Source organism: Actinomadura pelletieri DSM 43383, from assembly GCF_003634705.1.
GTDB lineage: Bacteria > Actinomycetota > Actinomycetes > Streptosporangiales > Streptosporangiaceae > Spirillospora > Spirillospora pelletieri.
The window spans coordinates 394,401-416,104 of sequence record NZ_RBWU01000006.1 but is presented as its reverse complement, the minus strand read 5'-3'; the positions used below and the strand labels follow the sequence as shown (position 1 = coordinate 416,104).

Sequence of the window (21,704 nt, the reverse complement as noted above, 5' to 3'; positions counted from 1 at the left end):
TCAAAGATGCGAGAGCGCGGCCGCGTTGTGCTACATCTCACACGACAAGGAGCCAGATGATCGCGGGCGCCGCGGAGTTCGAACCGCCAAAGACACAGACTCACTCCCTCGGTTTGCCGCCAGAGCGGACCGGGTGGCGCAAAAGCCGGTTCTGCGGCGCCAACACCGGTTGCCTCGAAGTGAGTCCCCTGGGTGCTGGAATAACCGGCATCCGTGATAGTGTCCTTGACGATTCGAGCCCTGTCATCGCACTCGACCGGATTGTTATGGCCGGATTCCTCGGGCGCATCAAAGCCGGACAGTTCGATCTGAAGTAGAACGAAACATCTTCTTCTGAGAATTACAGGGGCCCGGAAGGTCGCATCGTGCGGCTTCCGGGTCTCTGTGGCATGACCCGTTCATATGGGACGCCCGCCAGATCGTGAAGGTGTGGAGCGAGTTCTCGCGTCATCCTGTCAGTGTCGTCTGGACGAGGGCGAGCACGGCCAGTAGGGCGGGGCCGCGGGCGAGCTGCAGGAGCAGGCTGATCGGGGTCGGGCCGAAGGCTCCGAAATCGATCAGGGAACCTCCGTAGTCGGTTGGTCGTTTCGTCGCTATTCGGTAGGTGACGAGGACTGCCCCCACGGCTGACAGCGCGGCGGTGAGAGCGGAGACGCCGGGCACCAGTGCCGCGGTGACGGATGACCAGACTGTTGCCCCCGCTGCCGGGACCACGAGATGCGCGAGTAGCAGGGATCGGTCCGAGCCGCCCAGTGCCCGGCGGATTGCGGGCGAGCGCGCGATTATGCGGAGTCCTCCGGCCAATCTGTCCACTGCTAGGAACGCCGTTACCAGGTGTAAGGCGGGTAGGAGCGTTGTCAGGCCGATCACGTGGGCCGCGTAGGGCACCGGCATCAAGGCGGCCCAGATGAACAGGCCGGTGGGCATGCGCAGCACACGGGCCAGGTCGGCTCTCACCAGCGCAGCCGGACGTCCCCCTCTGATCGGCGCCGGACGGACTCTCACCGTCATGCGTGCTCGGCGCTCCAGCACGATGGACGAGAAGAAGGTGAAGTCCAGGGACAACACCGAGACCTGGGTCGCGGTCGCCAGTTCGGTCCCGGTGGACACCGATGCTCGAGTAAGCCCGTCCAGGCTCCGGTGGGCCGTGTGGATCGCGAGCGCGGCCACGATCACGGACACGATCGCGCACGTTGTGAACGTTGTTGTGCCGGCCCGTTCCAGCTCTGTCAGTAGGTAGCCGGGTTGCAGGATCGGGATCGCCACGGCGATGGCGGCGAGCAGGTAGGCGACGATGCCGAGTACCCGCTGGAGCCGTCGCATTGATCGCGGTTCGGCTTGGGCGAGCACGCACAGGCACGTCTCGATGGTGCCGATCGACGACCAGAGGACCAGCCATGGCACGAACGGGGCCGTGAGGCCGGCCGTCAGGAGGAAGGCGATGCCGATCGCGGCGCACGCCACCGTGCCGCTCGTCACGACTGCGGCGAAGTGGACGGCCAGCAACCGTCCTCGATCGATCGGTGTGCTCAGCAGCCAGGTTCGTGACGCGGCGCCGGTGTACAGCGGACCGAACGCCAGCAGCGTCCTGGCCAGCAGGGCCACGCAGAGGACCGCGACGACCGCGGAGGTCAGGTGGATCACCGACGTTTCGGACGGCGAAGACGTGCCTCCCCCTCCCTGGTCGATGCGCTCGAGTCCGTCGTGCACGACCTCCCAGACCAGGCCGCCGAGTACCGCCAGGTAGAGGGCGCGTTCGAGGAGCAGGGACAGCGTGGCGGTCAGCGAGTTCCGCGGCTTGCTCGACCGTATTCGACGGCGCAGGTCGCCTGCGCTCGGAACGGTCTCGTACAGGTTGGCGATCGTCACGGTGCGACCTTGATGGCCCGGTCCGCCGTCGCGTCGATCAGCTCCCGATCGTGGGAGGAGAACAGGACGCCCACCCCGGCGGCCTTCTCGCTGTTGATCCGGTTTGCCAGCCAGGCCCGTCCTTCGGCGTCCAGGCGCTGTTCCGGTTCGTCGAGGATCAGCAGTCGGCGCGGGCGCACAAGGCAGGAGGCGAGACCGAGCCGGTGTCGCTGTCCGCTGGACAAGGTGGCGGGAAGTTGGTCGGCTGCCACGGCCAACTCGAGCTCGTCCAATATGGATTGGACCGTCTTGGACGGGTCGGGCGTACCGTGCGCCCAGGCGTACAGGCTCAGGTGGTCGACGACCGACAGATCGGGGAAATAGTCGACATCGTCGAGCAGGCAGGCCATCGCGGAGCGAACCGCCGGATCCGACTCGCGGAGTGGTCTGCCGGCCAGTTCGACACTGCCCTTGTCAAGCTCCTCGCTTCCGGCGACGCACTTCAGCAGCGTTGTCTTTCCCGAACCGTTGGGGCCGACGACGGCCGCCGCCTCACCGGCCCGGAGCGTGAAACCGACGTCTTTCAGAACGGGTATGTCGAAATAGGACTTGTGGAGGTTCGAGACGCGTAAGAGGTCCGGGGCGGCCGGTGTGCTCATGGGAGTGACCTCGTCGCCGGGTCGGCATTCATCGGCGACACGCTAGCAACACGGGATCGGCCCGGGGGGGCTCTGCCGACCGCTGGACCGCGGTCAACCCGCCTACCTGGCCATATGCATGTCGTTTGGGACCAAAGGATCTGGGTGGAGGGACGAAGGTCCCTACTTTTTGTGGGTCGGCGGGCGTGACCATCGTCGTACAGCGCTCCGTGACCGGGCGGACGCCTCTCGTCTCGGTGTTCAGGAGGAATCATGAGTACCGCCCCCGATGTCATCCGCTCCGCCTACGTGCAGCTCACCGTCACCGACCTGGCGGCGTCCCGGTGGTTCTGGGTCGACATGCTCGGCATGCACGTCCAGTACGAGGACGAGGTCTCGCTCTACCTGCGCGGCTCCGACGAGCTGACCCACCACTCCATCGTGCTGCGCACCGCACCCGTGGCGGCGCTCGACCACATCGCCTACCGGGTCCGCACCCCGGAGGACGTCGACCGGGCCGAACGGTTCTTCACCGAACTCGACCGTCCCGTCCGCCGCGTCCCGGCCGGGACCGGAACGCGCGGAGTCGGCGACGCCGTCCGCGTCGTCGACCCGCTCGGCATCCCCGTGGAGTTCTTCCATGACATCGCCCGCGGCGAGCGCCTCATCCAGCGCTACGACCTGCACCGCGGCGCCCAGATCGCGCGGCTGGACCACTACAACATCTGCACGCCCGACATCCCGGCGGCCTACGAGTACTACAAGTCGCTCGGGTTCGGCTGCTCGGAGACCATCGAGGGGGACGGCGAGCGTGAACTGTACGCCGCCTGGATGTTCCGCAAGCCGACCGTCCACGACGTCGCGCTGACCCATGGCCCCGGCCCGTACCTGCACCACATCGGGATGGCGACGCACGAGTCCCACCAGGTGCTGCGGACCGCCGACATCTTCGGGGCGCTGGGCAAGGAGCACCACATCGAACGAGGGCCCGGACGGCACGGCGTCTCCAACGCCTTCTACGTCTACCTTCGCGACCCCGACGGGCATCGGGTGGAGGTCTACACGTCCGACTACTTCACCGGCGACCCCGACTACGAGACGTACCGGTGGAACGTGCACGACGACCGCCGCCGCGACTTCTGGGGCAACGCGGTGATCGAATCCTGGTACAAGGAGGCCAGTCCCGTCCGCGACCTGGACGGCCACCTCCAGCCGATCGCCGAGGGGAACCTGGACGAGTTCTCCATCAAGGTCGGCGCCGACGGCCTCGGCATCGTCAAGCCGTCCTGACGAGCTGAGGGTCCGTGGCGCGTGGCGGCGCCACGGGCCTGCTCCCCCAGGCGGCTCGCGCTCGCTGGTGCCGGCTGCCGTAGCGTTCGCTACCCGTGCCTGTTTGAGAGCACGTCATGCGCAGCCAGGTGAACCATGGCTCGGCCCCAGCTGTACCTAGCGGTTCTCAACGCCTCACTCAGTGCGCCTGCCAATGCGGAGGACGCTCAGGTAACGGCGGGATGCTCGGTCGTCCATGCGCGTGCGGATGCGTTCGGCGATGGCGTCCAGCAGGGGCTCACGGATGTCGCGGGCGAGTCTTCGGTACGGCGACGTCGAGCGAAGGAGATCGGCGAAGTCGTCCCCGTTGAACCACTGAACGGTCGGGTACCAGCGGACGATCGTTGGGCCGAACAGTCCGCCGGGATCCTCGACCTGCCCCCAACCGCCATCGGTGGCGCGCACGTCCTCTTCGAGTGGCGGATCGCCCCAGTCGGGGTTTTCCGGGGAGAACCGCTCATGGAGATCAGCGGTCTCGGCGTACACCTCCGGCTCTTCCGGTCGGCGGACGACGACATTGCCGAGCAGCGCCATCCAACCTCCGGGGTTGAGCACGTCGTGGGCTCGCCGCCAGCCGATCGACGGGTCCACCCAGCGCCACGCCGACGCGGCCACGAGGACGTCGAATCGTCTGCCGTGGTCGTTCCACTTCTCGAATGTCGACTTCTCCACTTCGACATTGCCGAAGGTCGCGAGTCGTTGGCGAGCGAGTGCGGCCATCTCCGCGCCCGGCTCGATCGCGGTCACCGCGCATCGGAGCGCTGCCAGCGAGCGCGTCGCCTGACCGGTACCGCAACCCACCTCAAGTACCGACGACCGTTCGCTCATGCCCGTGATGGAGACAAGGTCAGAGAACATCTCGTCGGGATAACTCGGCCGGACCCGGTCGTAGAGCTCCGCCACCTCGTTGAACACGCGGCCGAGGTCACGTCGCGAACGGTTCGCCATCGAACCATTCTGTCGTTCACGTCGGAGCAGTGGACGGATCGGCGGGTGGGACGCGGGTTCGTGCGAGGCTCGTCCGCCAGGCGGAGGTGAGTCGCCAGACTTCCGGGGCGACGGGCTCCGGTGTGAAGAGCCACATCATGTACTCGTAGGTGTCGTCGCCGACGATCTTCTCCCGCGGCTCGTACGGAGGGTCGCCCGCGATGTGGTACCAGCAGGGGTAGTCGAGATCGCGTAGCAGTTCCATGACGGGCTCCTCCACTCTGCGGTTGGGGAGGATCTCGCAGAAGATCCATGGTCGGTGCCTGCGGATCGTCTGGAGGGCGCCCCTGATCACAGCGGGCTCCGTGGTCTCGGTGTCGATTTTGATCAGCCCGGGGATCGTGGTTCGCCGCGCGCACCAGTGGTCGAGGGTCTCGACCGGCACGTCGAGCTGTCCGATGGGCGTGCGGAATCCCGCGGCGAGGGAGTTGGACAAGTCCGTCTTGTTGGACAGATAGAGGGTCGCGGTTCCGTTGGCGTCGCCCAGGGCGAGCTGCTCGGTATGGAACCGGAGGTCGTTGGTGGCGGCCATCCGTCGCATCAGGTCGGCGAGGGCGGGGGTCGGCTCGAAACCGTACACCGGGCGGTCGGATCGGCAGCCGGCCAGGACGGAGTACAGGCCTATGTTGGCTCCGACGTCCAGCGCGGCACCGGCGGGCGCGTGCCGGAGGGCGGCGAGGAAGCAGGCGGCGGTATCGGGCTCGTAACCTCCGATTCCGTCACGGAGCAGCAGCTTGAGGAGCGAGTGGCCCTTGGTCGGCGGCACGATGATCGTGGCCGGACCCGTCCCGTCGTCGTCCGGTGGTAGCGGGAGTGCGAGTCGCTTCACCGGCCGTGCGGGCGGTGCGGGCCGTATCAGCCGGTGGACGCGGCGGGCCGGTGCGCGCAACCGCGGATGGCGTCTGATGAACGGGCCGAACCGCTTTATCGCCCAGTTCAGAACCGAGGTCCTCAGATCTGTCATGCGTGTGTCTCCTTGGGCTGCGGACGCGGTCACGCGTACTTCGCCACAGAGTCCGGGTCGCTCTCCCCCGGATCTCGGCCGCGCAGTGGCGCGTCGTCCCGTACCGCTCGCAGGTCAGAGTTGACGAGCTGCCGCCCCAGACTGGTTCGAGTTACCTCACTCGGTGGTGGAACACGGGCCACACGCCGACTTCACATAGCCCTTCACCAACAGCGGACGCGGTTGTCAGAGTCTGCTCCAGTCGCCACATGAACACAAGCGATGGGTCCTGATGTGGTTGAGGAATAACCTCAGAACGACAAGGCCAACTGCTCGCCCCTTAAAGGACGGGGCAGTTGGCCTTGTCGTTCTGTGGCGTCAGCAGCCCTTGAAGAGGGCCTGCCAGTACGGGCTGTTCTTGATGACCGGCCGGTCCTTCTGAATGGACAGCATGACCTGCCCCGGGGCCCATGGATCGGCGTCGGTGACGTACCAGTTGCCGGGGAGTTTGTCGCGTGCCACGGTGTAGCCGTAGTTGCTCGTTTCCCAGTGGAACATCGTGGCGGTCACCTCGCGCTGCTTGAGCCGCCGGTCCGCCTCCTCGACCGTGAGTCCCCTGACGTCGAAGCAGTGCAGGACCTCGCCGGGCGCGAACGCGCTGTTCGTGCTGCTGTACTGCTCGCCGGGACGGGCCTCGCGGCCGAACGTGATCCCGGTGGTGTTGCGGTAGCCGATCGGGATGCGCAGTCCCCGAAGGCACTTCCCGTCGCCGCCGCCACCGGTCACACAACGGCCCTCCTCGATCGTTTCGATCCTTCTCGTGTCCGGGCCGTCGTCGCCGTCCTGGGCGACGATCGTGCCGACCGCGCTCGGCGAGGCCGGTACCGTGCTCAGCGTGATCTTCATGCCATGGGCGGCGAACTCCTGCTCGTAGCGGCGCGGATCGGCGAGCGGGTCCTTGATCCGGACCTCGATGTGGTCCTTGCGCTTGACGAAGCTCAGCGCCGCGACCGGCCGTGGGTCGAAGGTGCCGGACCGGACGCTCGTGGACGGTCCGGGATGCGGTCGCGTGGCGTTCTCGGTGGGCTGCACGAGCAGGGCCGTCACGGCGACGGCGCAGGCGGCCGCCGCGGCGACGGGCAGGCCGATCGTCCAGCGGCGGCGGGCGCGCGGCGACCGGGCCGCGGTGGCGTCACCGGTGTCCGCGGCGGTGATCTGTTCGAGGAGTTCCCGCCGTGTGTCCACGGGCACCGGCCGCAGGGCCTCGGCGTCCGAGAGCGGCGCCACGGAACGGATCAGGGAGTCGAGTTCGGTGGTCATGCGGACCCTACCCTTCTGGACGGCACCCGGGCGTCCGGTGCGAGACGATCGGAGTGTTCGGTGGTCGACCCGGCGATCATGTGGCCGGCCCCGCGGCGTTCCAGCTCGCGGGCGAACCGGCGGCGGGCCCGATGGAGCCTGATCCGGACCGCGTTGCGGCTCACGCCGAGCACGGTGGCGATCTGGCCGTTGTCGAGCCCCTCCCAGGACGTCAGACCGAGCAGTTCCCGGTCCCTTTCCGGCAGCGCGCGGAAGGCCGCCCCGAGCTCGGGACGGATCGGCTCGGGGAGCGGCGTCGCCGCCAGGTCCCGGGCGAGGTTCCGGCCGATCCTGTCGGTCAGGTCCCGGTGTCGTCGCTGCCCGCGGTGCAGGTTCGCAAGCGTCCGCCGCGCGACGCCGTACAGGTAGAAGCGCGCCTCTTCGCCAGGTGGTACGTCGTCGAGGCGACGCCAGGCGACCAGGAAGGTCTCGGCTATCACGTCCGCCGCGTCATCGGCATCGCCGGTGCGCCGCCGCACGTAGCCCGTGACGTGTCCGAGGTGAGCTTCGTAGAGCTTCTCGAACCGGGCCGAGCGTTCGTTCCCCAAACCATCTCCTCTCGGCGGGCGCCCGCAGGGACGCCGCGTGCCCGACGGTCAGGGAGTGTCCGGCTCACGGAAGAGCATTTCAGGCGCGTCCGGGTCCGCGCGTACGCGGTCAGGAGGGCGCGTCCCGGAGCCCATTCCATATGAACAACCCTGTTTCACGCCGAACCGCCGTCCGAGTGCGCACACTCCTGGCCGACCGAGTCATCTCCACGGCCGAAGGGTCACGACGCGAGGAGTCACGGGTGGGCGGACCTACCGGAGCCCCGGCTCCAGAGGGGCGGCAGGACGTGGAACCGGTCCGTGAGGGGCGGGCCGCGACGATCTCCGCGTACGGACGGGCACAGCCCTACGTCCTCGCCGCTCCGAGCACGGCCGCCGGTTGCCAGGCGGGCGCACCGTAGCCCCGGAACCGTCGCCGCGCCTCGGATTCGCTCGGGCGCTGTCGCGGTGCCGGGGCCTGGGTGGTGGGCCTACCCGCGGTGGGCCGTGAGGTCAGGCGAGGACCTTGGTCTTCGCCTGTTGGTACTCCGCCTCGCTGATGTCGCCGTGGTCTCTGAGCTGCGCGAGCTTGGCCAGTTCGTCGGCGCTCGTCGGGGTTCCGGCGGTCTCGCGGACATAGCTGCGGAACTGCTCGTCACGCTTATTAATCGCCTGTAGGTCGCGTTCGCCCATGCCCCGGCCGCGGGCGATCAGGTAGACGAAGGCGCCGAGGAATGGCAGCACGATCACAAAGATCGACCACCCCGCCTTTCCCCAACCGCTCAATCGGTCATCGCGGAAGATATCGGCGATGATCCTGAAAATCAGCATCAGGAACAGGACCCACAGGAAGAACCAGAGCATGGTCCAGAAAACGTTCAGCAGAGGGTAGTCCGTCGCGGCGATGGGTCCGGCGAAGTCGTTCATGGTGGTCCTCCAGTCGTGGGCGTTCGCCTCCGATGCGGACCATGCTCCTTACAGCCGTCCTGCCTCTACATCACCCGCGGCGGGTGGCTCTCGAAGCCACGGCCGCCCCTCGGGCGCGGGGCGGCCGCATGACGGACCGCTCACCGGGAAGGTCAGCCGAATACGGAGGGTGGTGGGGGGCATGGCGCATCGAACCGGGACGGTGGGAGGACGAGGGCCGCTGATCGCACTGGCGACCGCCCAGTTCGTCATGGTCCTCGACCAGTCGGTGATGAACGTCTCGATCAGCACCTTGGTGGACGACTTCGACACGACGGTCTCCGCGATCCAGGCGGTCATCACCCTTTACTGCCTGGTCATGGCGATGTTCATGCTGACCGGAGCCAAGATCGGCGACATCATCGGGCGGCGCCGCGCCTTTGTCACCGGACTGGTCGTCTATGCCTGTGGCTCGGCGCTGACCGCGGCGGCGCCGACCCTGGCCGTGCTCGCGCTCGGCTGGTCGGTGCTGGAGGGCGTCGGTGCCGCGATGGTCCTGCCCGCGCTGGTCGCTCTGGTCGCCGACAACTTCACCGGACGGGAGCGCGCGGCCGCCTACGCCGTGATCGGCGGGGTCGCGGGCGCCGGGATAGCGGTGGGCCCGATTCTCGGCGGCTGGGCGACGACCGAGCTGACCTGGCGGGTGATCTTCGTCGGTGAGGTGGTTCTGGTCGCGTTCGTCCTCGTGATGTCGCGGCTGCTGACGGAGTCCGCCCGCGACCGTCAGGCGCCCCGCCTCGACCTCGTGGGCACGGTGCTGTCGGCCTGTGGAATCGGAACGATCGTGCTCGGCACCCTCCAGTCGAGCTCATGGGGGTGGATCCGGCCGAAGGACGCCCCGGTGGAGCCGTTCGGCCTTTCGCCGACGCTCTTCGTCATCGCGCTCGGCGGCGCGCTCCTGTGGGGCTTCGCGGCCTGGCAGCGGCACCGCGAGCGTGGCGCCGGGGATCCCCTGCTGCATCTCGACCTGCTGAAGTCTCCGCCGCTTCGGGCCGGTCTGATCGGCCTGCTGTCCCAGAACCTCATCCTCATGGGCGTCTTCTTCGTCATGCCGCTGTACCTGCAACTCGTTCTCGGCATGAACGCGTTGGACACCGGCGTCAGGATGCTGCCCGTCTCCATCATGATGTTCGTCGCCGCGGCGGCCGGTTCCCGGCTGTCGACCCGGTACTCGGTGCGGACGATCGTCCGTACCGGGCTGGTGCTCACCGGCGGAGCGATTCTGGCGCTGATGGCGACCGTCCGGCCGGACCTGGCGGGCGGCGCGTTCGCGGTCTCGATGGGTGTGCTCGGCACCGGCATGGGGTTGATGGTCTCCCAGCTCGGGAATCTGGTGCAGTCCTCCGTCGGTTCGTCCGGCCGGGCGGAGGCGGGCGGCCTGCAGTACACCGGCCAGCAGCTCGGGTCCTCGCTCGGTATCGCGCTCATCGGTGCGATCGTCCTGGCCGGGCTGACCGGGGCGTTCATGTCGAAGGTCAAGCAGGACGATCGTGTCAGCGCCCAGGTCGCCCAACAGGTCGGCGTGGCCGCCGGCACCGGCGTCGACTTCGTCTCCACCGACCAGATCGGGGCGGCCGCGCGGAAGGCGGGCCTCGATGAGGCCACGACCGACGCGCTCGTCGACGACTACGGGGAGGCGCAGATCCTGTCGCTGAAGGCGGGATTGGTCGCCACCGCGCTGCTGGTGCTGGGTTCGCTGGCCTTCACCCGCGACCTTCCGCGCACGGTCGGGGCGTTGGCGCCTCAATCACCCGCGGCGGAGGATGCGGCGCGACCTGCGTGAACGGTGTCATTCCGCTAGAGGGCCCTTCGAGGACGGACGAGTCGTCCAGGAGCCCGGAAATCCAGACGCGGTATGACGACACGGGAGCGGCAATGTCGACGACATCTCCGAGGACGGGTGGAACCGTCCCTCACCGCGGACAACGCATGACGCTCACCCACACGGTGAACGAGCATCAGGCGATGGCCCTGGCACTCGGCGGTATCTCGTTCGTGCTGGGCGTCATCGTCGTGGCCTGGCCCGAAGTGACCGTCGGCGTGCTGGCCGTGCTCGTTGGGCTCCAGCTCATCTTCAACGGCGTCGTCCGCGTCGCGCAGTCGGTCGCCGGCGGCCTCACCGCGGGCACCCGGACGCTCATGGCCGTGCTCGGGGTCCTCTCGCTCGCGATCGGCGTTCTCGCCCTGCGCGACCTGTTCCAGACCGTCACCGTGCTCGCCGTGCTGTTCGGCATGTTCTGGCTGGTCGGAGGGATCATCGAGGCCATCGCCGTGCTCTCGGACAGGAACCGGCCCGGACGCGGTCCCGAACTGTTCCTGGCCTGCCTCTCGGCGCTCGCCGGAATCGTCGTCCTGGCCTACCCGGCGGCCAGTCTCGTGGCCCTGACCTGGCTGTTCGGTCTCTGGCTGATCACGTGGGGGATCGTCGGCGTGCTCGTCACCCTCTGGATCCGGCATGCCGACAGGAGGGCGGCGTCCGCCCGGTGACCCCGCGGAACTCCGCGCCGGACGGGCTGAGAGGAGGCGACGTGCCGACATCCCACAATGGAGCACCTCGGGCGTGCGACTACGAGATCACGATTCATGGACGGGTCGGTGAATCGCTCCGGCTCGCCTTCGAGGAACTCAGCGTCACACTCCATCCGGCCGAGACGGTCCTGCGCGGGCGGGCACTGGATCAGGCGGCGCTCTACGGGATCCTGGACCGGATCCAGGCGCTCGGGTTCGAGTTGGTCGAGGTTCGCCGACTCCCGTCCTAGTAGGAAGGAGGTCACAGCAGCCGGTACCGACGTGCGCGGCGGACCGCCTCGCCCCGGCGCGTCACCGCGAGCTTCCGGTAGATGTTCTTCAAGTGGGTCTTCACGGTGTTGACCGATATGTACATCTCGGTGGCTATCTCGTCCGTCGTCAGCATCCTGGAGAGCAGGCTGAGCACCTCCAGTTCCCGCTCGCTCAGCCGGGCCACGACGGCGGGGTCGGCATCCGGTTCGTCCAGACTTCCGCCCAGGCCGAGCGGTCTGAGGAACCGGCGGTGCGGCCGCGTCAGCTCCGGATCCTGACGCAACGTGGGAAGCAGCCAGTTCCGGGCCCTGGCGAACGGCAGCCCGATCCTCTCCCGCTCCCCCAGCCGCAGCGCGCGCTCCAGCGAGCGGCGGCCCCGGGAGGGATCGTCCTCCCGGTAGGCCAGGCAGGCGTCCAGCAGCCACGCCTCCACCCGGACGGCGGCCGGTGCGGACGGCTCCCTCAGCACGGGACGGACCGTACGGGACGCCGCCTCCAGAAGTCGTTCGTGCAGGTGGACGCGGGCGAGCGTGACCGCGCCCTCCGCGCCGCCGACCGCACGGGCCGCCCGCTTCGCCTGCACCGGCGCGTCACCGGCGAGGTGCGCCTCGGCCTCGACGAGCCGCATCCTGCGCCGGAACCACGGTGTGGACGCGGCGTCCCCGCCGATGGCGTCCAGCACGGACAGTGCCCGGTCGGGGTGGCCGGCCGCCACGTCCAGGCGCGCGGTGAGCAGGTCGTGCAGGGCGGACAGGAGAGCGTCGGGGGACTCGGCGTTCGCCACGCGGGCCTTGTCCAGCTCGGTGCGGGCCTCGTCCAGGCGGACGTCCTCCAGGGCCACCCAGGCGCAGGCGAGATGGACCGCCGCGACCCGCCGCCCCGCGGGATCGGTGGACACCTCGGGCAGCCGCGCCGCCGCCGCCGTCACCCGGGACGCCTGGCCGAGGCCGCCCTGCAGCGCCTCCGCCAGGGCCAGCGCGCCCAGGCACCGGCGACGCTGAAGATCGCCACCGGTCTCCGCGGCGGGCAGGGCGCGTCTCAGCTCCTCCTCGGCGCGGGCGGGCCGACCGGCGCGCAGTTCCAGGAGGCCGTGCGCGTAGCCGACCAGGGCCGACAGCTCGGGCAGGTCGCGCCGCGACCCGTGCGGGAGGGTGTCCAACAAGGCGTCCAGGTCGTGGACGAGGTCGCGAAGGTCCCGCTGACGCTCCGGGCAGGCGGCGACGAGCCTGATCAGTCCCGCCGCCAGCCGGGCCGGGATCGCCTGGTCGTCCGGTAGGTCCGCGAGGAGTCGTTCGGCCCGGGTCAGGTGGACGGCCCGGCCCGCGTCGTCTCCCCGGTCCACCGACACCGCGGCGGCCACCAGGTGTGGTTCGGGCTCGGCGGCTTCGGCGAGGGCACGCTCCGGAAGATCGTTGAGAAGGGGAGCGAGGACCCGTCCGTCCGACAGGCCGAGGACGCGGCCGATCGCCAGACCGTCGACGACGAGCCGGGAGGCATAGGCCGGGTCCCCTGCCAGGACGGCGTGCCGGGCGGCCTCCTCAAGCGCCCCGATGCGGCTGAACCATTCCGCCGCACGCCGATGCAGCAACGGCACGTCGGACGGGCACTCCTGGCGCAGCGTCAGATTCAGCGCCGCACCGAGCACCGAGTGGAAGCGGTACCACCCATGCTCCACCGGCAGGACGAAGGCGTTCTCGCGGACCAGGCCCGCGAACAGTTCGCCCGCGTCCGGCCCGGCGAGTTCCGTCGCCAGTTCCGCGTCGAAGCGCTCCACGACGCTGAGCCTGAGCAGCAGCCGGCGGACCGCGGCGGCCTGCGCGTTCAACACCTCCGCGACGAGGTAGTCGACGACGGCGTGGTCGTCTCCGGCGAACTCGGCGGCGAAGCCGTCGGGATCCGGATGGCCCTCCATCGTCATGGCGGCCAGGCGCAGGCCGGCCGCCCATCCCTCGGTCCGTTCGCACAGGGCGCTGATCGACTCCGGGGCGGCGGACACTCCATGGTGGGCGAGCAGGGTCCGGGTCTCGCCGTCGTCGAAGGCCAGATCCGCGCTCCGGATCTCGACCAGTTCACCGGTCAACCGGTAACGGTGCAGGGGAAAGGGCGGGTCGGTCCGGGAAATCAGCACCAGCCGCAGCACCGGACCGGCCCCTTTGAGGACGCGGGCCACATCGCGGGCGATCTCGGAGCCGACCGGTGGACGGAAGTCGTCCAGGACGAGGACGACCGGGGCCGCGCGGCCGGACAGGGCGAACATGAGTCGCGCACAGAACATGTCGTGGCCCTGCTCGGCGAGCCGAGGAAGATCGGTCACACCTGCCTGCTCCAGCGCCGCGACCACGAGGCTCCAGAACGCGTGCGGTTCATGGTCCGCCTCGTCCAGGGACACCCAGGCGACCGGCCCGGGGCTGTCGCCCACGGTCGCCCACGACGCGGCGGCGACCGTCTTGCCCGCGCCGGGAGGTCCCGTCACGACCGTGAGCGGGCCCCGCGTGCCCTGGTCGAGCCGCTCCGTCAGGCGGTACCGGGTGATGAACCAGCCGCGTCGGCCGGGCACGCGCACCTTCGCCTTGGCGATCGGCGCCGGCGCTGTCGGACGTCCGCGATCGGAGGCCGGGTCCTGCGCCGGCGCCTCGCTCATGACGGCTCCTCCCCCCACTACGAGAGGGCTGCACACTAGACCAGGAAAACCAGCAAATTCGTATATGACGGTAACTGGGTAATTCTTTGGAGTTACCTATGACAAAACCATAATTGTGGAAAGAAGGGCGAAGTTCCGGAACAAGGGGCGGTGAGGGGGAAGGGGATGCCGTGGGCCCTTATGGAGCAGGAGCGCCGGTCAGTCCTTCCTGACGGGCGCCTGCCATGTCAGGGTGGTTCCGCCGCCGGGTCGTGGCTCGACCGCGCAGGAGCCGCCCAAGGCCTTGGCGCGCTCGTCGATGTTGCGGAGCCCGCTGCGGCGGCCGCCGTCGGGGATGCCGACGCCGTTGTCCTCGACCCGCACCGTGACATCGTCACCGACATCGATGGTCACCGAGGTCTCGGTGGCCTGGGCGTGCCGGGCCACGTTGGAGAGCGCCTCCTGGACGACGGCCAGCAGATGTTCGCCGGTCTCGTCGTCGACCGCGGTGTCGAGGAGGCCGTCCAGCCGCACCGACGGCGCGAACTCCAGTTGCTCCGCAGCCTTGTCGACCAGCTCGTGCAGGCGGCTGCGCAGTGACTCCTCCTCGTCGGGGCCCTGGAGGGCGAAGATGGACGAGCGGATCTGCCGGATGGTGTCGTCCAGGTCGTCCACCGCCCGCTGCACCCGTACCGCCACCTCCCGTCGCTGGGTGAGCTTCAGGGTCGCCATCAGTCCCATCGCGGTGGCGAACAACCGTTGGATGACCGTGTCGTGCAGGTCACGGGCGATGCGGTCACGGTCTTCCAGCAGGATCAGCCGTTCGGCGTCCCGGCGACGCTCGGCCAGCTCAAGCGCCACGGCCGCCTGCCCGGCGAACGCCTCCAGCAGCCGCTGCGTCCCCTCGGAGAACACGGCGCCGCCGGGCGGGTTGATCACCGAGATCACCCCACGCGCCGCGGCGCCCACGCCCAGCGGCACCAGGATCAGCGGCCCGACCCGCACCTGCTCGGGAACCTTCGCCTCGCGGGCCGCCTCGCTCCCGTCGGCGAGCCGCAGCGCCACACCGTCGGCGAACACCGGCCCGGCCACGGAGTGGTCCAGCGGCAGCCGCAACCCGATGAGGTCCTCCGAGCCCGCGCCGTCCGCGCATTCCACGACGAAATGCGTGTCGCCCTCCTCGGCGAGCGCGACCGTCGCCAGCTCGGCCTCGGCGATCTCCCGGGCGCGCTGCGCCACCAGCGCGATCACCTCGTGCGGGTCGGTGCCCGACAGCAGCGCCGTGGAGATCTCCTGGGACGCCTCCAGCCACCGTTCCCGCCGCCGGGTCTCCTCGTAGAGCCGCGCGTTCTCGATCGCGACGCCGGCCGCGGTGGCCAGCGCGGTCACCACGATCTCGTCCTCCTGGTCGAACTCGCCGCCGCCCGCCTTCTCGGTCAGGTAGAGGTTGCCGAACACCTCGTCCCGCACCCGGATCGGGACGCCGAGGAACGTCCGCATCGGCGGATGGCCCGGCGGGAAACCGTATGAGTCGGGGTGCTCGCCGAGGTCCGGCATGCGGATCGGGTGCGGCTCGCGGATCAGCAGCCCCAGGATCCCGTGGCCGTGCGGCCAGTGCCCGATCGCCTTGATCTCCTGGTCGCCGACACCGACGGTGACGAACTGGACGAGCCGCTCGCCCTCCTCGCTGATCACGCCGAGCGCACCGTAGCGGGCGTCGACCAGCGTGGTCGCGGCCTCGGTGATACGGCGCAGCACCGACTCCAGGTCGAGTTCGCTGCCGATCGAGACCACGGCCTCCAGCAGCGCGTGGACGCGGTCCCGGGTCGACCGCGCCGCCTCCAACCGCGACTGAAGTTCGGTCAGCAGGTCGTCCAGCTGCAGCTGCGGCAGAATCAGCCGCGCCGGGTCCCTGCCGATGTCGGATTCCTCAGCCACACCGCCAGTATCACCCACGGCTGCCGGGGAGTCAGGGCGGGGCCGGCGAAAGATCGAATGATCGACGTCGGGGCTCTGGACGGGCGCGCGGATCTCGACTATCGCGCGGGTTCAGCCGATCGGGACGACGGCGACCGGGCACTCGGAGTGATGGATGACGCCGTGGCCGACCGATCCGAGGCGCGGGACGTTCCAGCGCCGGTCATGGGCTCCCACCACCAGCAGGCGTGCGTTGCGCGAGGCGTTGGACAGCGCGGTGACCGGGTGCCCCATGACGACCTCGTCCACGACCTCGACCCGCGGGTACTCGGCCCGCAGGGGCTCGTACGCGGCGACGACCTGGTTGCGCATGCCCAGCTCGATCTGCCCGTAGTCGAAGGCGTAGCCCGCCTCGACGAGGGTCGCGAACGTCTGCCAGGCGTGGACGACCCGGAGTCGGGCGCCGTGCACGTTGGCGGCGTCGAAGGCGTGGTCCAGGACGGCCTCGGCGTCGCCGAGCAGGTCGATGCCCACGACGACCTCGCCGCGGTCGGTGGCGTCCCCGCGCACGATCACGACCGGGACGGGCGAGCGTCCGGCCATCCGCAGGCTCACCGAGCCCAGCAGCAGGCTGGCGAACCCGCCGCGCCCGCGGCTGCCCAGCACCAGCTCGAACGCCTTCTCCGACTGCTCCCGCAGCGCCTGCGGCGCCTCGTTGGTGACCAGGGCCGTCGTCGTGACCAGGTCCGGCCACCGCTCCTGGACGCTCTCCCTGGCGGTGGCCAGGATCCTGCGTCCGACATGGTTCAGGTACTCGGGCGTCTCGGGCGGGACGAAGATCGGCGCCTTGTACGGCCAGCTCTCCACGGCGTGGACGATGTGCAGCGGGCGGTCGCGCAGGACGGCGTCGGCCGCGGCCCAGTCGAGGGCTCGGTTCGCCTGCTCGGATCCGTCGACACCGACGACGATCGGCTCGGACATCGGGTACTCCTCCTGGTGAACGTCGGTCGGTCACCGTGCCGCCGGGCACGGCCACCGGTCTCCACGCTTCCTCGCGGGACGCCGCCGCCGTAGGGCCGTAGGTCCCTCCCCCGCGGGGCCACCGGCCCTTCGAGGACGAGCCGGTCGGCGAACCTGTGGCGTCCCATTCGCCGCTGGGTACCCAAGTCATGACCGTCGAGCGTGAAAGGGCCCGAAGTCTTCGGAGAGGGGCGAGATGAACGTACGCGGCACGCTCACGCGGCACGGACACGACCTGCTCTTCGCCGTGACCGGCACGGGACTGGCGGCCGGGGCCGTGCTGCGCTGGACGGTCGGCACGGAGGCCGGTGACGCCGTCTGGTCGCTGGTGACGGTGATCGCGCTCGTCCCGGCCGTCTGGTGGGTCGTGGCGGGCCTGGTGCGGCGGAGATTCGGCAGCGATGTGATCGCGGTGCTGGCCCTGGCCGGGACCATCGCCGTCGGCGAGGCGCTCGCCGGTGCCGTGATCGCCGTGATGCTCACCGGCGGCCAACTGCTGGAGGAACGCGCGGGACGGCGCGCCCGCCGTGACCTCGCCGCGCTGCTGTCGCTCGCGCCCCGCGTCGCGCACCGCCAGACCCGCGCCGGGCTGGACACCGTCGACGTCGGTGAGGTGCGGCCCGGCGACCGGCTCATGGTCCGGTCCGGGGAGACCGTGCCGGTGGACGGCCAGGTCGAGGCCGGGACCGCCGTCCTGGACGAGTCGACGCTGACCGGGGAGCCGCTGCCGGTGGAGCGTCCCGCCGGGGACACGGCCCGCGCCGGGACGGTCAACGCCGGCGGGCCGTTCGGGCTGCGCGCGACCAGCGACGCCCGGTCCAGCACCTATGCGGGGATCGTCCGGCTGGCGGAGGAGGCCGCCGCCGAGAACGCGCCGTTCGTCCGGCTCGCCGACCGGTATTCGGCGATCTTCCTTCCGCTCACCCTGCTGCTGGCCGGGGGCGCGTGGCTCGCCTCCGGGGATCCGGTGCGGGCCGTCGCGGTGCTGGTGGTCGCCACCCCCTGCCCGCTGATCATCGCGGCGCCGATCGCGTTCGTCTCCGGCCTGTCGCGCTGCGCCCGCCGCGGCGTGGTGGTCAAGGGCGGCGGCGCGCTGGAGCGTCTCGCCCGTGCCCGCGTGCTGTTGTTCGACAAGACCGGCACCGTCACCACCGGACGTCCCGCGCTCACCGAGGTCATCACCGCCGAGCCGGAGCCCGGCACCGACCCGCTGATGCTCGCGGCCTCGCTCGACCAGGTCTCCCCGCACGTGCTGGCCTCGGCGATCGTGCGCGGCGCCACCGAGCGTGGGCTGGCGCTGGCCGAGCCGTCCGACGTGACCGAGACCCCGGGGAGGGGCGTGCTCGGGACCGTCCACGGTCATCGGGTCGGCGTCGGCAAGGCGAGCTGGGCCGGAGACGCCGACGCCGCCTGGCTGGACCGGGTCCGCGGTCGGGCCGCCGCACGCGGCGCGATCACCGTGTTCGTCGGCGTGGACGGGCGGATCGCGGCCGTGCTGCTGCTCCAGGACCGCGTCCGCCCGGACGCGGCCCGGACGTTCCGGCTGCTGCGCCGCACGGGCATCGCGCGGACGGTCATGGTGACCGGTGACCGCGCGGACGTCGCCGAGCCGATCGCCGCGCTCGTCGGCGCCGACGCCGTCCACTCCGGGCTGACCCCCGCAGGGAAGGTCGAGGTCGCCCGGGCCGAGAGCGCCCGCGCGGCGACGGTGATGGTCGGCGACGGCGTCAACGACGCGCCCGCGCTGGCGTCCGCCGGTGTCGGCGTCGCGCTCGGCGCCCGCGGCGCCACGGCCTCCTCGGAGGCGGCCGATGTGGTGATCACGGTGGACCGGTTGGAGCGGCTGGCCGAGACGCTGGCGATCGCGCGGCGCACCCGGTCGGTGGCCCTGCAGAGCGTGCTGGTGGGCATGGGCGCGTCCCTGGCGGCGATGGTCGCGGCGGCGTTCGGCCTGTTGGCCCCGGCGGCGGGCGCGCTGCTCCAGGAGGGCATCGACGTGGCCGCGATCCTGTCCGCGCTGCGGGTGCTCGGCCCGGGACGCGACCGTGCCCCGCGGCTGCACGGCGACGAGGCCGACCTCGTGCGGCGGCTGGACGAGGAACACCGGGCGCTGTGGCCGCGGATCGAACGGTTGCCGGCCCTGGCCGACACGATCGCCGCGTCCCCCGGCCAGGACCGGGACGCGGCGACCGACACGCTCAGGGCGTTCCTCACCGACCTGGCCGCCCACGAACGCAAGGACGAACGGCTGCTCTATCCCGCCGTCGCGCGAGTTCTGGGCGGTTCCGACCCGACCGGACCGATGAGTCGCGGGCACACGCAGATCGCCGAGCTGACCCGGCGCGTCGAGGCGCTCATCACCGAACTGGAGACGAACCCCGCGTCCGTCGAGCCCGCGGACGACCTGCGTCGGACGGTCCTGGAACTGTACGGCGTCCTGCGCCTGCACTTCGCCCAGGAGGAGGAGAACTACTTCGTCCTGGCCGACGTCCACGACGAGACCACCCGCTGAGTCAGGCGGTGTCGTTCTTGTCGGGTGCGTGGACGACCGCCACCGGGCAGGGCGCGTGGTGGACCAGCGCATGGCTGACCGACCCCAGCACCAGGCCCCGGAAGCCGCCGAGCCCTCGCGAGCCGACGACCAGCAGGTTCGCGCCCTCCGACGCGGCGATCAGGACCTCCCGCGGAGACCCGATCACGACCTCGGTCTGCACGTCCACCCCGGGATGGAGTTCGCGCAGCGGGATCATCAGCCGCGCGAGGGCGGTCCTGGTCGCCTCGCGCAGGCCCGTCTCGTCCACCAACGGCGGCAGCCCCTTGGCGGGCTCCTGATCCCAGGCGACGACCGCGCTCAGCGACAGTCCGCGCGCGTCGGCCTCGGCGAAGCCCATCGAGAGCGCCGCCCGCGATGCCGCCGAACCGTCCACCCCGACCACGACGCGTCCGGCCCCCTGCTCCGGGGCGCCGCGGACGATGATGACCGGGCACGCGGCGTGCGCGGCCACCTGCGCGCCCACCGAACCGAGCACCAGCCCGGCGAATCCGCCGAGGCCGCGCGGGCCCAGGACGAGCAGATCCGCGGTCCTGCTCGCCTCGATCAGGCTGGCGGGCGCCGGCCAGCGCCTCAGCACCGCCCGCACCTTCAGGTCGGGCGCCACCTTCCGGACATGCTCCAGGGCGCCGTTCAGGGTTTCCTCCGCGATCTCCTGCAGGTCGAGGACGGGCACGGCGACCGGGCCGCCATGGTAGACGCCCCACGCGTGCAGGACGCTCAACGGGACGCCCCGGGCCCGAGCCTCGTCGGCGGCCCAGTCCACGGCCCGAACACTGCCCTCCGAGCCGTCATAGCCGACGACCACACCCGTGATCGGCTCAGTGTTCATGTCTCCCACCCCTCGCGAGTCGCTGTTCGGTCACCTTCACCCTGACCTGCGAAGGCCCTACCCCGAGAGGGGCGTCGGTCCGCGGAATGAGGGACCTTCGACCCTCTCGCGCATGATCGCGGCGACGCGGGCCGTACGGCGGTGACCAGGGGACGAAGGTCCCTACGGCCCCGCCCGGGCCGAGGACGACGCTGGAATCGGCACCGTGGGCCGCCACCGGACGGCACGCCGACCCGGAAGGAGCTTCGCGATGGCGAGGCAGATCACGACTCCTGGTCACTCCGATCTGGCCCTGGAGCACCGTGTCGCGACGCTGGAGCGGCAGGTCGCCGCGCTCACCGAGGCGACCCGGTTGCTCGCCGCGGCCCTGGAGGGAACTCCGCTGGACCCACCTGACGACGGCGACACCGCTGCGACGGCACGGCGAGCACACGAGCTGCTCCTGCTGCCGCCCCTGACGCACATCCGCCCGCACTGACCGTCCAGGAGGAACGACATGTCCACCCAACGAGCGACCGTCATCGTCGGAGCCGACGGCTCCACACCCTCTGACCGCGCCATCGCCTGGGCCGCCGACGAGGCCGCCCGGACCGGGCAGACCCTGCGCATCCTGCACGTCGTGGAGACGACGACCCTGGACGTCCCGGGGCACACCACCGACGGCATCGCCGAGGCCCTCGCCGAGTCCGGCGACCAGGTCCTCCGCAACGGGAAGGCCATCGCCCACGAGCGGCAGCCCGACCTCACCGTCGAGACCATGCTCATCCGCCAGAAGAACGTGCAGGCCGGGCTGCGGCAGTACGCCGACGAGGCCTCGGCGGTGGTGATCGGCCATCGCGGGCGGGGAGGTTTCGCCGGCCTGCTGCTCGGCTCCACCGGCCTGCGCCTCGCCGGGCACTGCCCCGGCCCGGTCATCGTCGTCCGCGACCAACAGGATCCCACGGCGGACGAGGTCGTGGTCGGCCTGGACCTGACCGAGGACCCGACCCCGGCGCTCGACTACGCGTTCGCCACCGCTGCGGCCCGCGGGGCCCCGTTGCGCGCCCTGCACGCCTGGTATCCCCCGGTGCTCGCCATCGAGACGCGGGTGGAGTCGCGGCTGGTCACCGACATCCTCCGTACCCGTATGAGTTCCGTCCTGGCCCCTTGGCGGGACCGGTACCCCGACGTCAAGCTCACCGAGGACGTCGTCATCGGCCACCCGGCGGACAAACTGACCTCCGCCTCCGCGAAGGCCGCCCTGGTCGTCGTCGGCTCCCGGGGCCGTTCCATCCCGCTCGGCTCGGTCAGCCACGGCCTGATCCACCACGCCCTCGCCCCGGTCGCGGTCGTCCGCCCCTACGAGGACTGACCCCGAAGCTGGGGGGCGAGTAAGAGGGCCGCGGC

20 protein-coding genes are annotated in these 21,704 nt (G+C 70.5%); 9 read left to right on the top strand and 11 right to left on the bottom strand.

The annotated features are described in order from the left end of the window. Positions 1–56 precede the first annotated feature (56 nt). On the top strand, positions 57–317 hold the full coding sequence (locus BZB76_RS27165) for a DUF397 domain-containing protein (RefSeq protein WP_121437253.1): 261 nt from the start codon (positions 57–59) through the stop codon (positions 315–317). Positions 318–447: 130 nt separating this feature from the next. Here the strand turns inward: BZB76_RS27165 and BZB76_RS27160 are convergent, their stop codons facing one another. Continuing rightward, the gene (locus BZB76_RS27160) at positions 448–1,869 is read right to left on the bottom strand and encodes a DUF6297 family protein (protein ID WP_121437252.1); all 1,422 of its coding nucleotides are present in this window, start codon (positions 1,867–1,869) and stop codon (positions 448–450) included. Further along, positions 1,866–2,507, bottom strand: a complete 642-nt coding sequence (locus tag BZB76_RS27155; RefSeq protein ID WP_121437251.1) for an ABC transporter ATP-binding protein — start codon at positions 2,505–2,507, stop codon at positions 1,866–1,868. Before BZB76_RS27155 ends, BZB76_RS27160 begins: the two co-directional genes overlap by 4 nt. A 252-nt stretch (positions 2,508–2,759) precedes the next feature. Here BZB76_RS27155 and hpaD point away from each other — a divergent pair, with 252 nt between their 5' ends. After that, complete coding sequence (gene hpaD / locus BZB76_RS27150; protein ID WP_121437250.1) at positions 2,760–3,776, top strand: 3,4-dihydroxyphenylacetate 2,3-dioxygenase; 1,017 nt, start codon at positions 2,760–2,762, stop codon at positions 3,774–3,776. Positions 3,777–3,950: 174 nt separating this feature from the next. Here hpaD and BZB76_RS27145 read toward each other — a convergent pair whose 3' ends face one another. From BZB76_RS27145 to BZB76_RS27130, 4 genes are all read right to left on the bottom strand, one after another. After that, entirely contained in the window at positions 3,951–4,763 is an 813-nt protein-coding gene (locus tag BZB76_RS27145; RefSeq protein WP_121437249.1) for a class I SAM-dependent methyltransferase, read from the bottom strand. A 16-nt stretch (positions 4,764–4,779) separates the two neighbouring features. After that, on the bottom strand, positions 4,780–5,766 hold the full coding sequence (locus BZB76_RS27140; RefSeq protein WP_121437248.1) for an FkbM family methyltransferase: 987 nt from the start codon (positions 5,764–5,766) through the stop codon (positions 4,780–4,782). A 357-nt stretch (positions 5,767–6,123) separates the two neighbouring features. Beyond that, the gene (locus BZB76_RS27135) at positions 6,124–7,065 is read right to left on the bottom strand and encodes a hypothetical protein (protein WP_121437247.1); all 942 of its coding nucleotides are present in this window, start codon (positions 7,063–7,065) and stop codon (positions 6,124–6,126) included. Further along, the gene (locus tag BZB76_RS27130) at positions 7,062–7,652 is read right to left on the bottom strand and encodes an RNA polymerase sigma factor (RefSeq protein ID WP_121437246.1); all 591 of its coding nucleotides are present in this window, start codon (positions 7,650–7,652) and stop codon (positions 7,062–7,064) included. Before BZB76_RS27130 ends, BZB76_RS27135 begins: the two co-directional genes overlap by 4 nt. A 242-nt stretch (positions 7,653–7,894) precedes the next feature. On the opposite strand from BZB76_RS27130, the gene BZB76_RS34970 reads away from it, so the two are divergent. Next, entirely contained in the window at positions 7,895–8,053 is a 159-nt protein-coding gene (locus BZB76_RS34970; RefSeq protein WP_170180766.1) for a hypothetical protein, read from the top strand. Between the two features lie 91 nt (positions 8,054–8,144). Here the strand turns inward: BZB76_RS34970 and BZB76_RS27125 are convergent, their stop codons facing one another. Then, positions 8,145–8,558 (bottom strand): SHOCT domain-containing protein, encoded by a 414-nt coding sequence (locus BZB76_RS27125; RefSeq protein ID WP_121437245.1) that lies wholly within the window; start codon positions 8,556–8,558, stop codon positions 8,145–8,147. A 181-nt stretch (positions 8,559–8,739) separates the two neighbouring features. Between BZB76_RS27125 and BZB76_RS27120 the strand changes: the two genes are divergently transcribed. From BZB76_RS27120 to BZB76_RS27110, 3 genes are all read left to right on the top strand, one after another. After that, positions 8,740–10,380 (top strand): MFS transporter, encoded by a 1,641-nt coding sequence (locus BZB76_RS27120; RefSeq protein WP_121437244.1) that lies wholly within the window; start codon positions 8,740–8,742, stop codon positions 10,378–10,380. Positions 10,381–10,526: 146 nt separating this feature from the next. Beyond that, positions 10,527–11,084 (top strand): HdeD family acid-resistance protein, encoded by a 558-nt coding sequence (locus BZB76_RS27115; RefSeq protein ID WP_170180765.1) that lies wholly within the window; start codon positions 10,527–10,529, stop codon positions 11,082–11,084. 41 nt (positions 11,085–11,125) lie between these two features. Then, positions 11,126–11,356 (top strand): hypothetical protein, encoded by a 231-nt coding sequence (locus BZB76_RS27110; protein WP_211343211.1) that lies wholly within the window; start codon positions 11,126–11,128, stop codon positions 11,354–11,356. A gap of 11 nt (positions 11,357–11,367) precedes the next feature. Here the strand turns inward: BZB76_RS27110 and BZB76_RS27105 are convergent, their stop codons facing one another. The 3 genes from BZB76_RS27105 to BZB76_RS27095 all read right to left on the bottom strand — a co-directional run bounded on the left by BZB76_RS27105 (position 11,368) and on the right by BZB76_RS27095 (position 16,896). Further along, positions 11,368–14,019, bottom strand: coding sequence for a winged helix-turn-helix domain-containing protein (locus BZB76_RS27105; RefSeq protein WP_121437242.1), 2,652 nt, complete (start codon positions 14,017–14,019; stop codon positions 11,368–11,370). Positions 14,020–14,217: 198 nt separating this feature from the next. Then, on the bottom strand, positions 14,218–15,936 hold the full coding sequence (locus BZB76_RS27100; protein WP_121437241.1) for a GAF domain-containing sensor histidine kinase: 1,719 nt from the start codon (positions 15,934–15,936) through the stop codon (positions 14,218–14,220). Between the two features lie 111 nt (positions 15,937–16,047). Beyond that, positions 16,048–16,896, bottom strand: coding sequence for a universal stress protein (locus BZB76_RS27095; protein ID WP_121437240.1), 849 nt, complete (start codon positions 16,894–16,896; stop codon positions 16,048–16,050). 235 nt (positions 16,897–17,131) lie between these two features. Between BZB76_RS27095 and BZB76_RS27090 the strand changes: the two genes are divergently transcribed. Then, the gene (locus BZB76_RS27090; protein WP_121437239.1) at positions 17,132–19,447 is read left to right on the top strand and encodes a heavy metal translocating P-type ATPase; all 2,316 of its coding nucleotides are present in this window, start codon (positions 17,132–17,134) and stop codon (positions 19,445–19,447) included. A gap of 1 nt (position 19,448) precedes the next feature. On the opposite strand, the gene BZB76_RS27085 is transcribed toward BZB76_RS27090, so the two are convergent. Beyond that, positions 19,449–20,318, bottom strand: a complete 870-nt coding sequence (locus tag BZB76_RS27085; RefSeq protein ID WP_121437238.1) for a universal stress protein — start codon at positions 20,316–20,318, stop codon at positions 19,449–19,451. 250 nt (positions 20,319–20,568) lie between these two features. Between BZB76_RS27085 and BZB76_RS27080 the strand changes: the two genes are divergently transcribed. Both BZB76_RS27080 and BZB76_RS27075 read left to right on the top strand, forming a co-directional pair. Beyond that, the gene (locus tag BZB76_RS27080; RefSeq protein ID WP_121437237.1) at positions 20,569–20,796 is read left to right on the top strand and encodes a hypothetical protein; all 228 of its coding nucleotides are present in this window, start codon (positions 20,569–20,571) and stop codon (positions 20,794–20,796) included. 18 nt (positions 20,797–20,814) lie between these two features. Further along, on the top strand, positions 20,815–21,669 hold the full coding sequence (locus tag BZB76_RS27075; RefSeq protein WP_121437236.1) for a universal stress protein: 855 nt from the start codon (positions 20,815–20,817) through the stop codon (positions 21,667–21,669). The last annotated feature ends 35 nt before the right edge of the window (positions 21,670–21,704 follow it).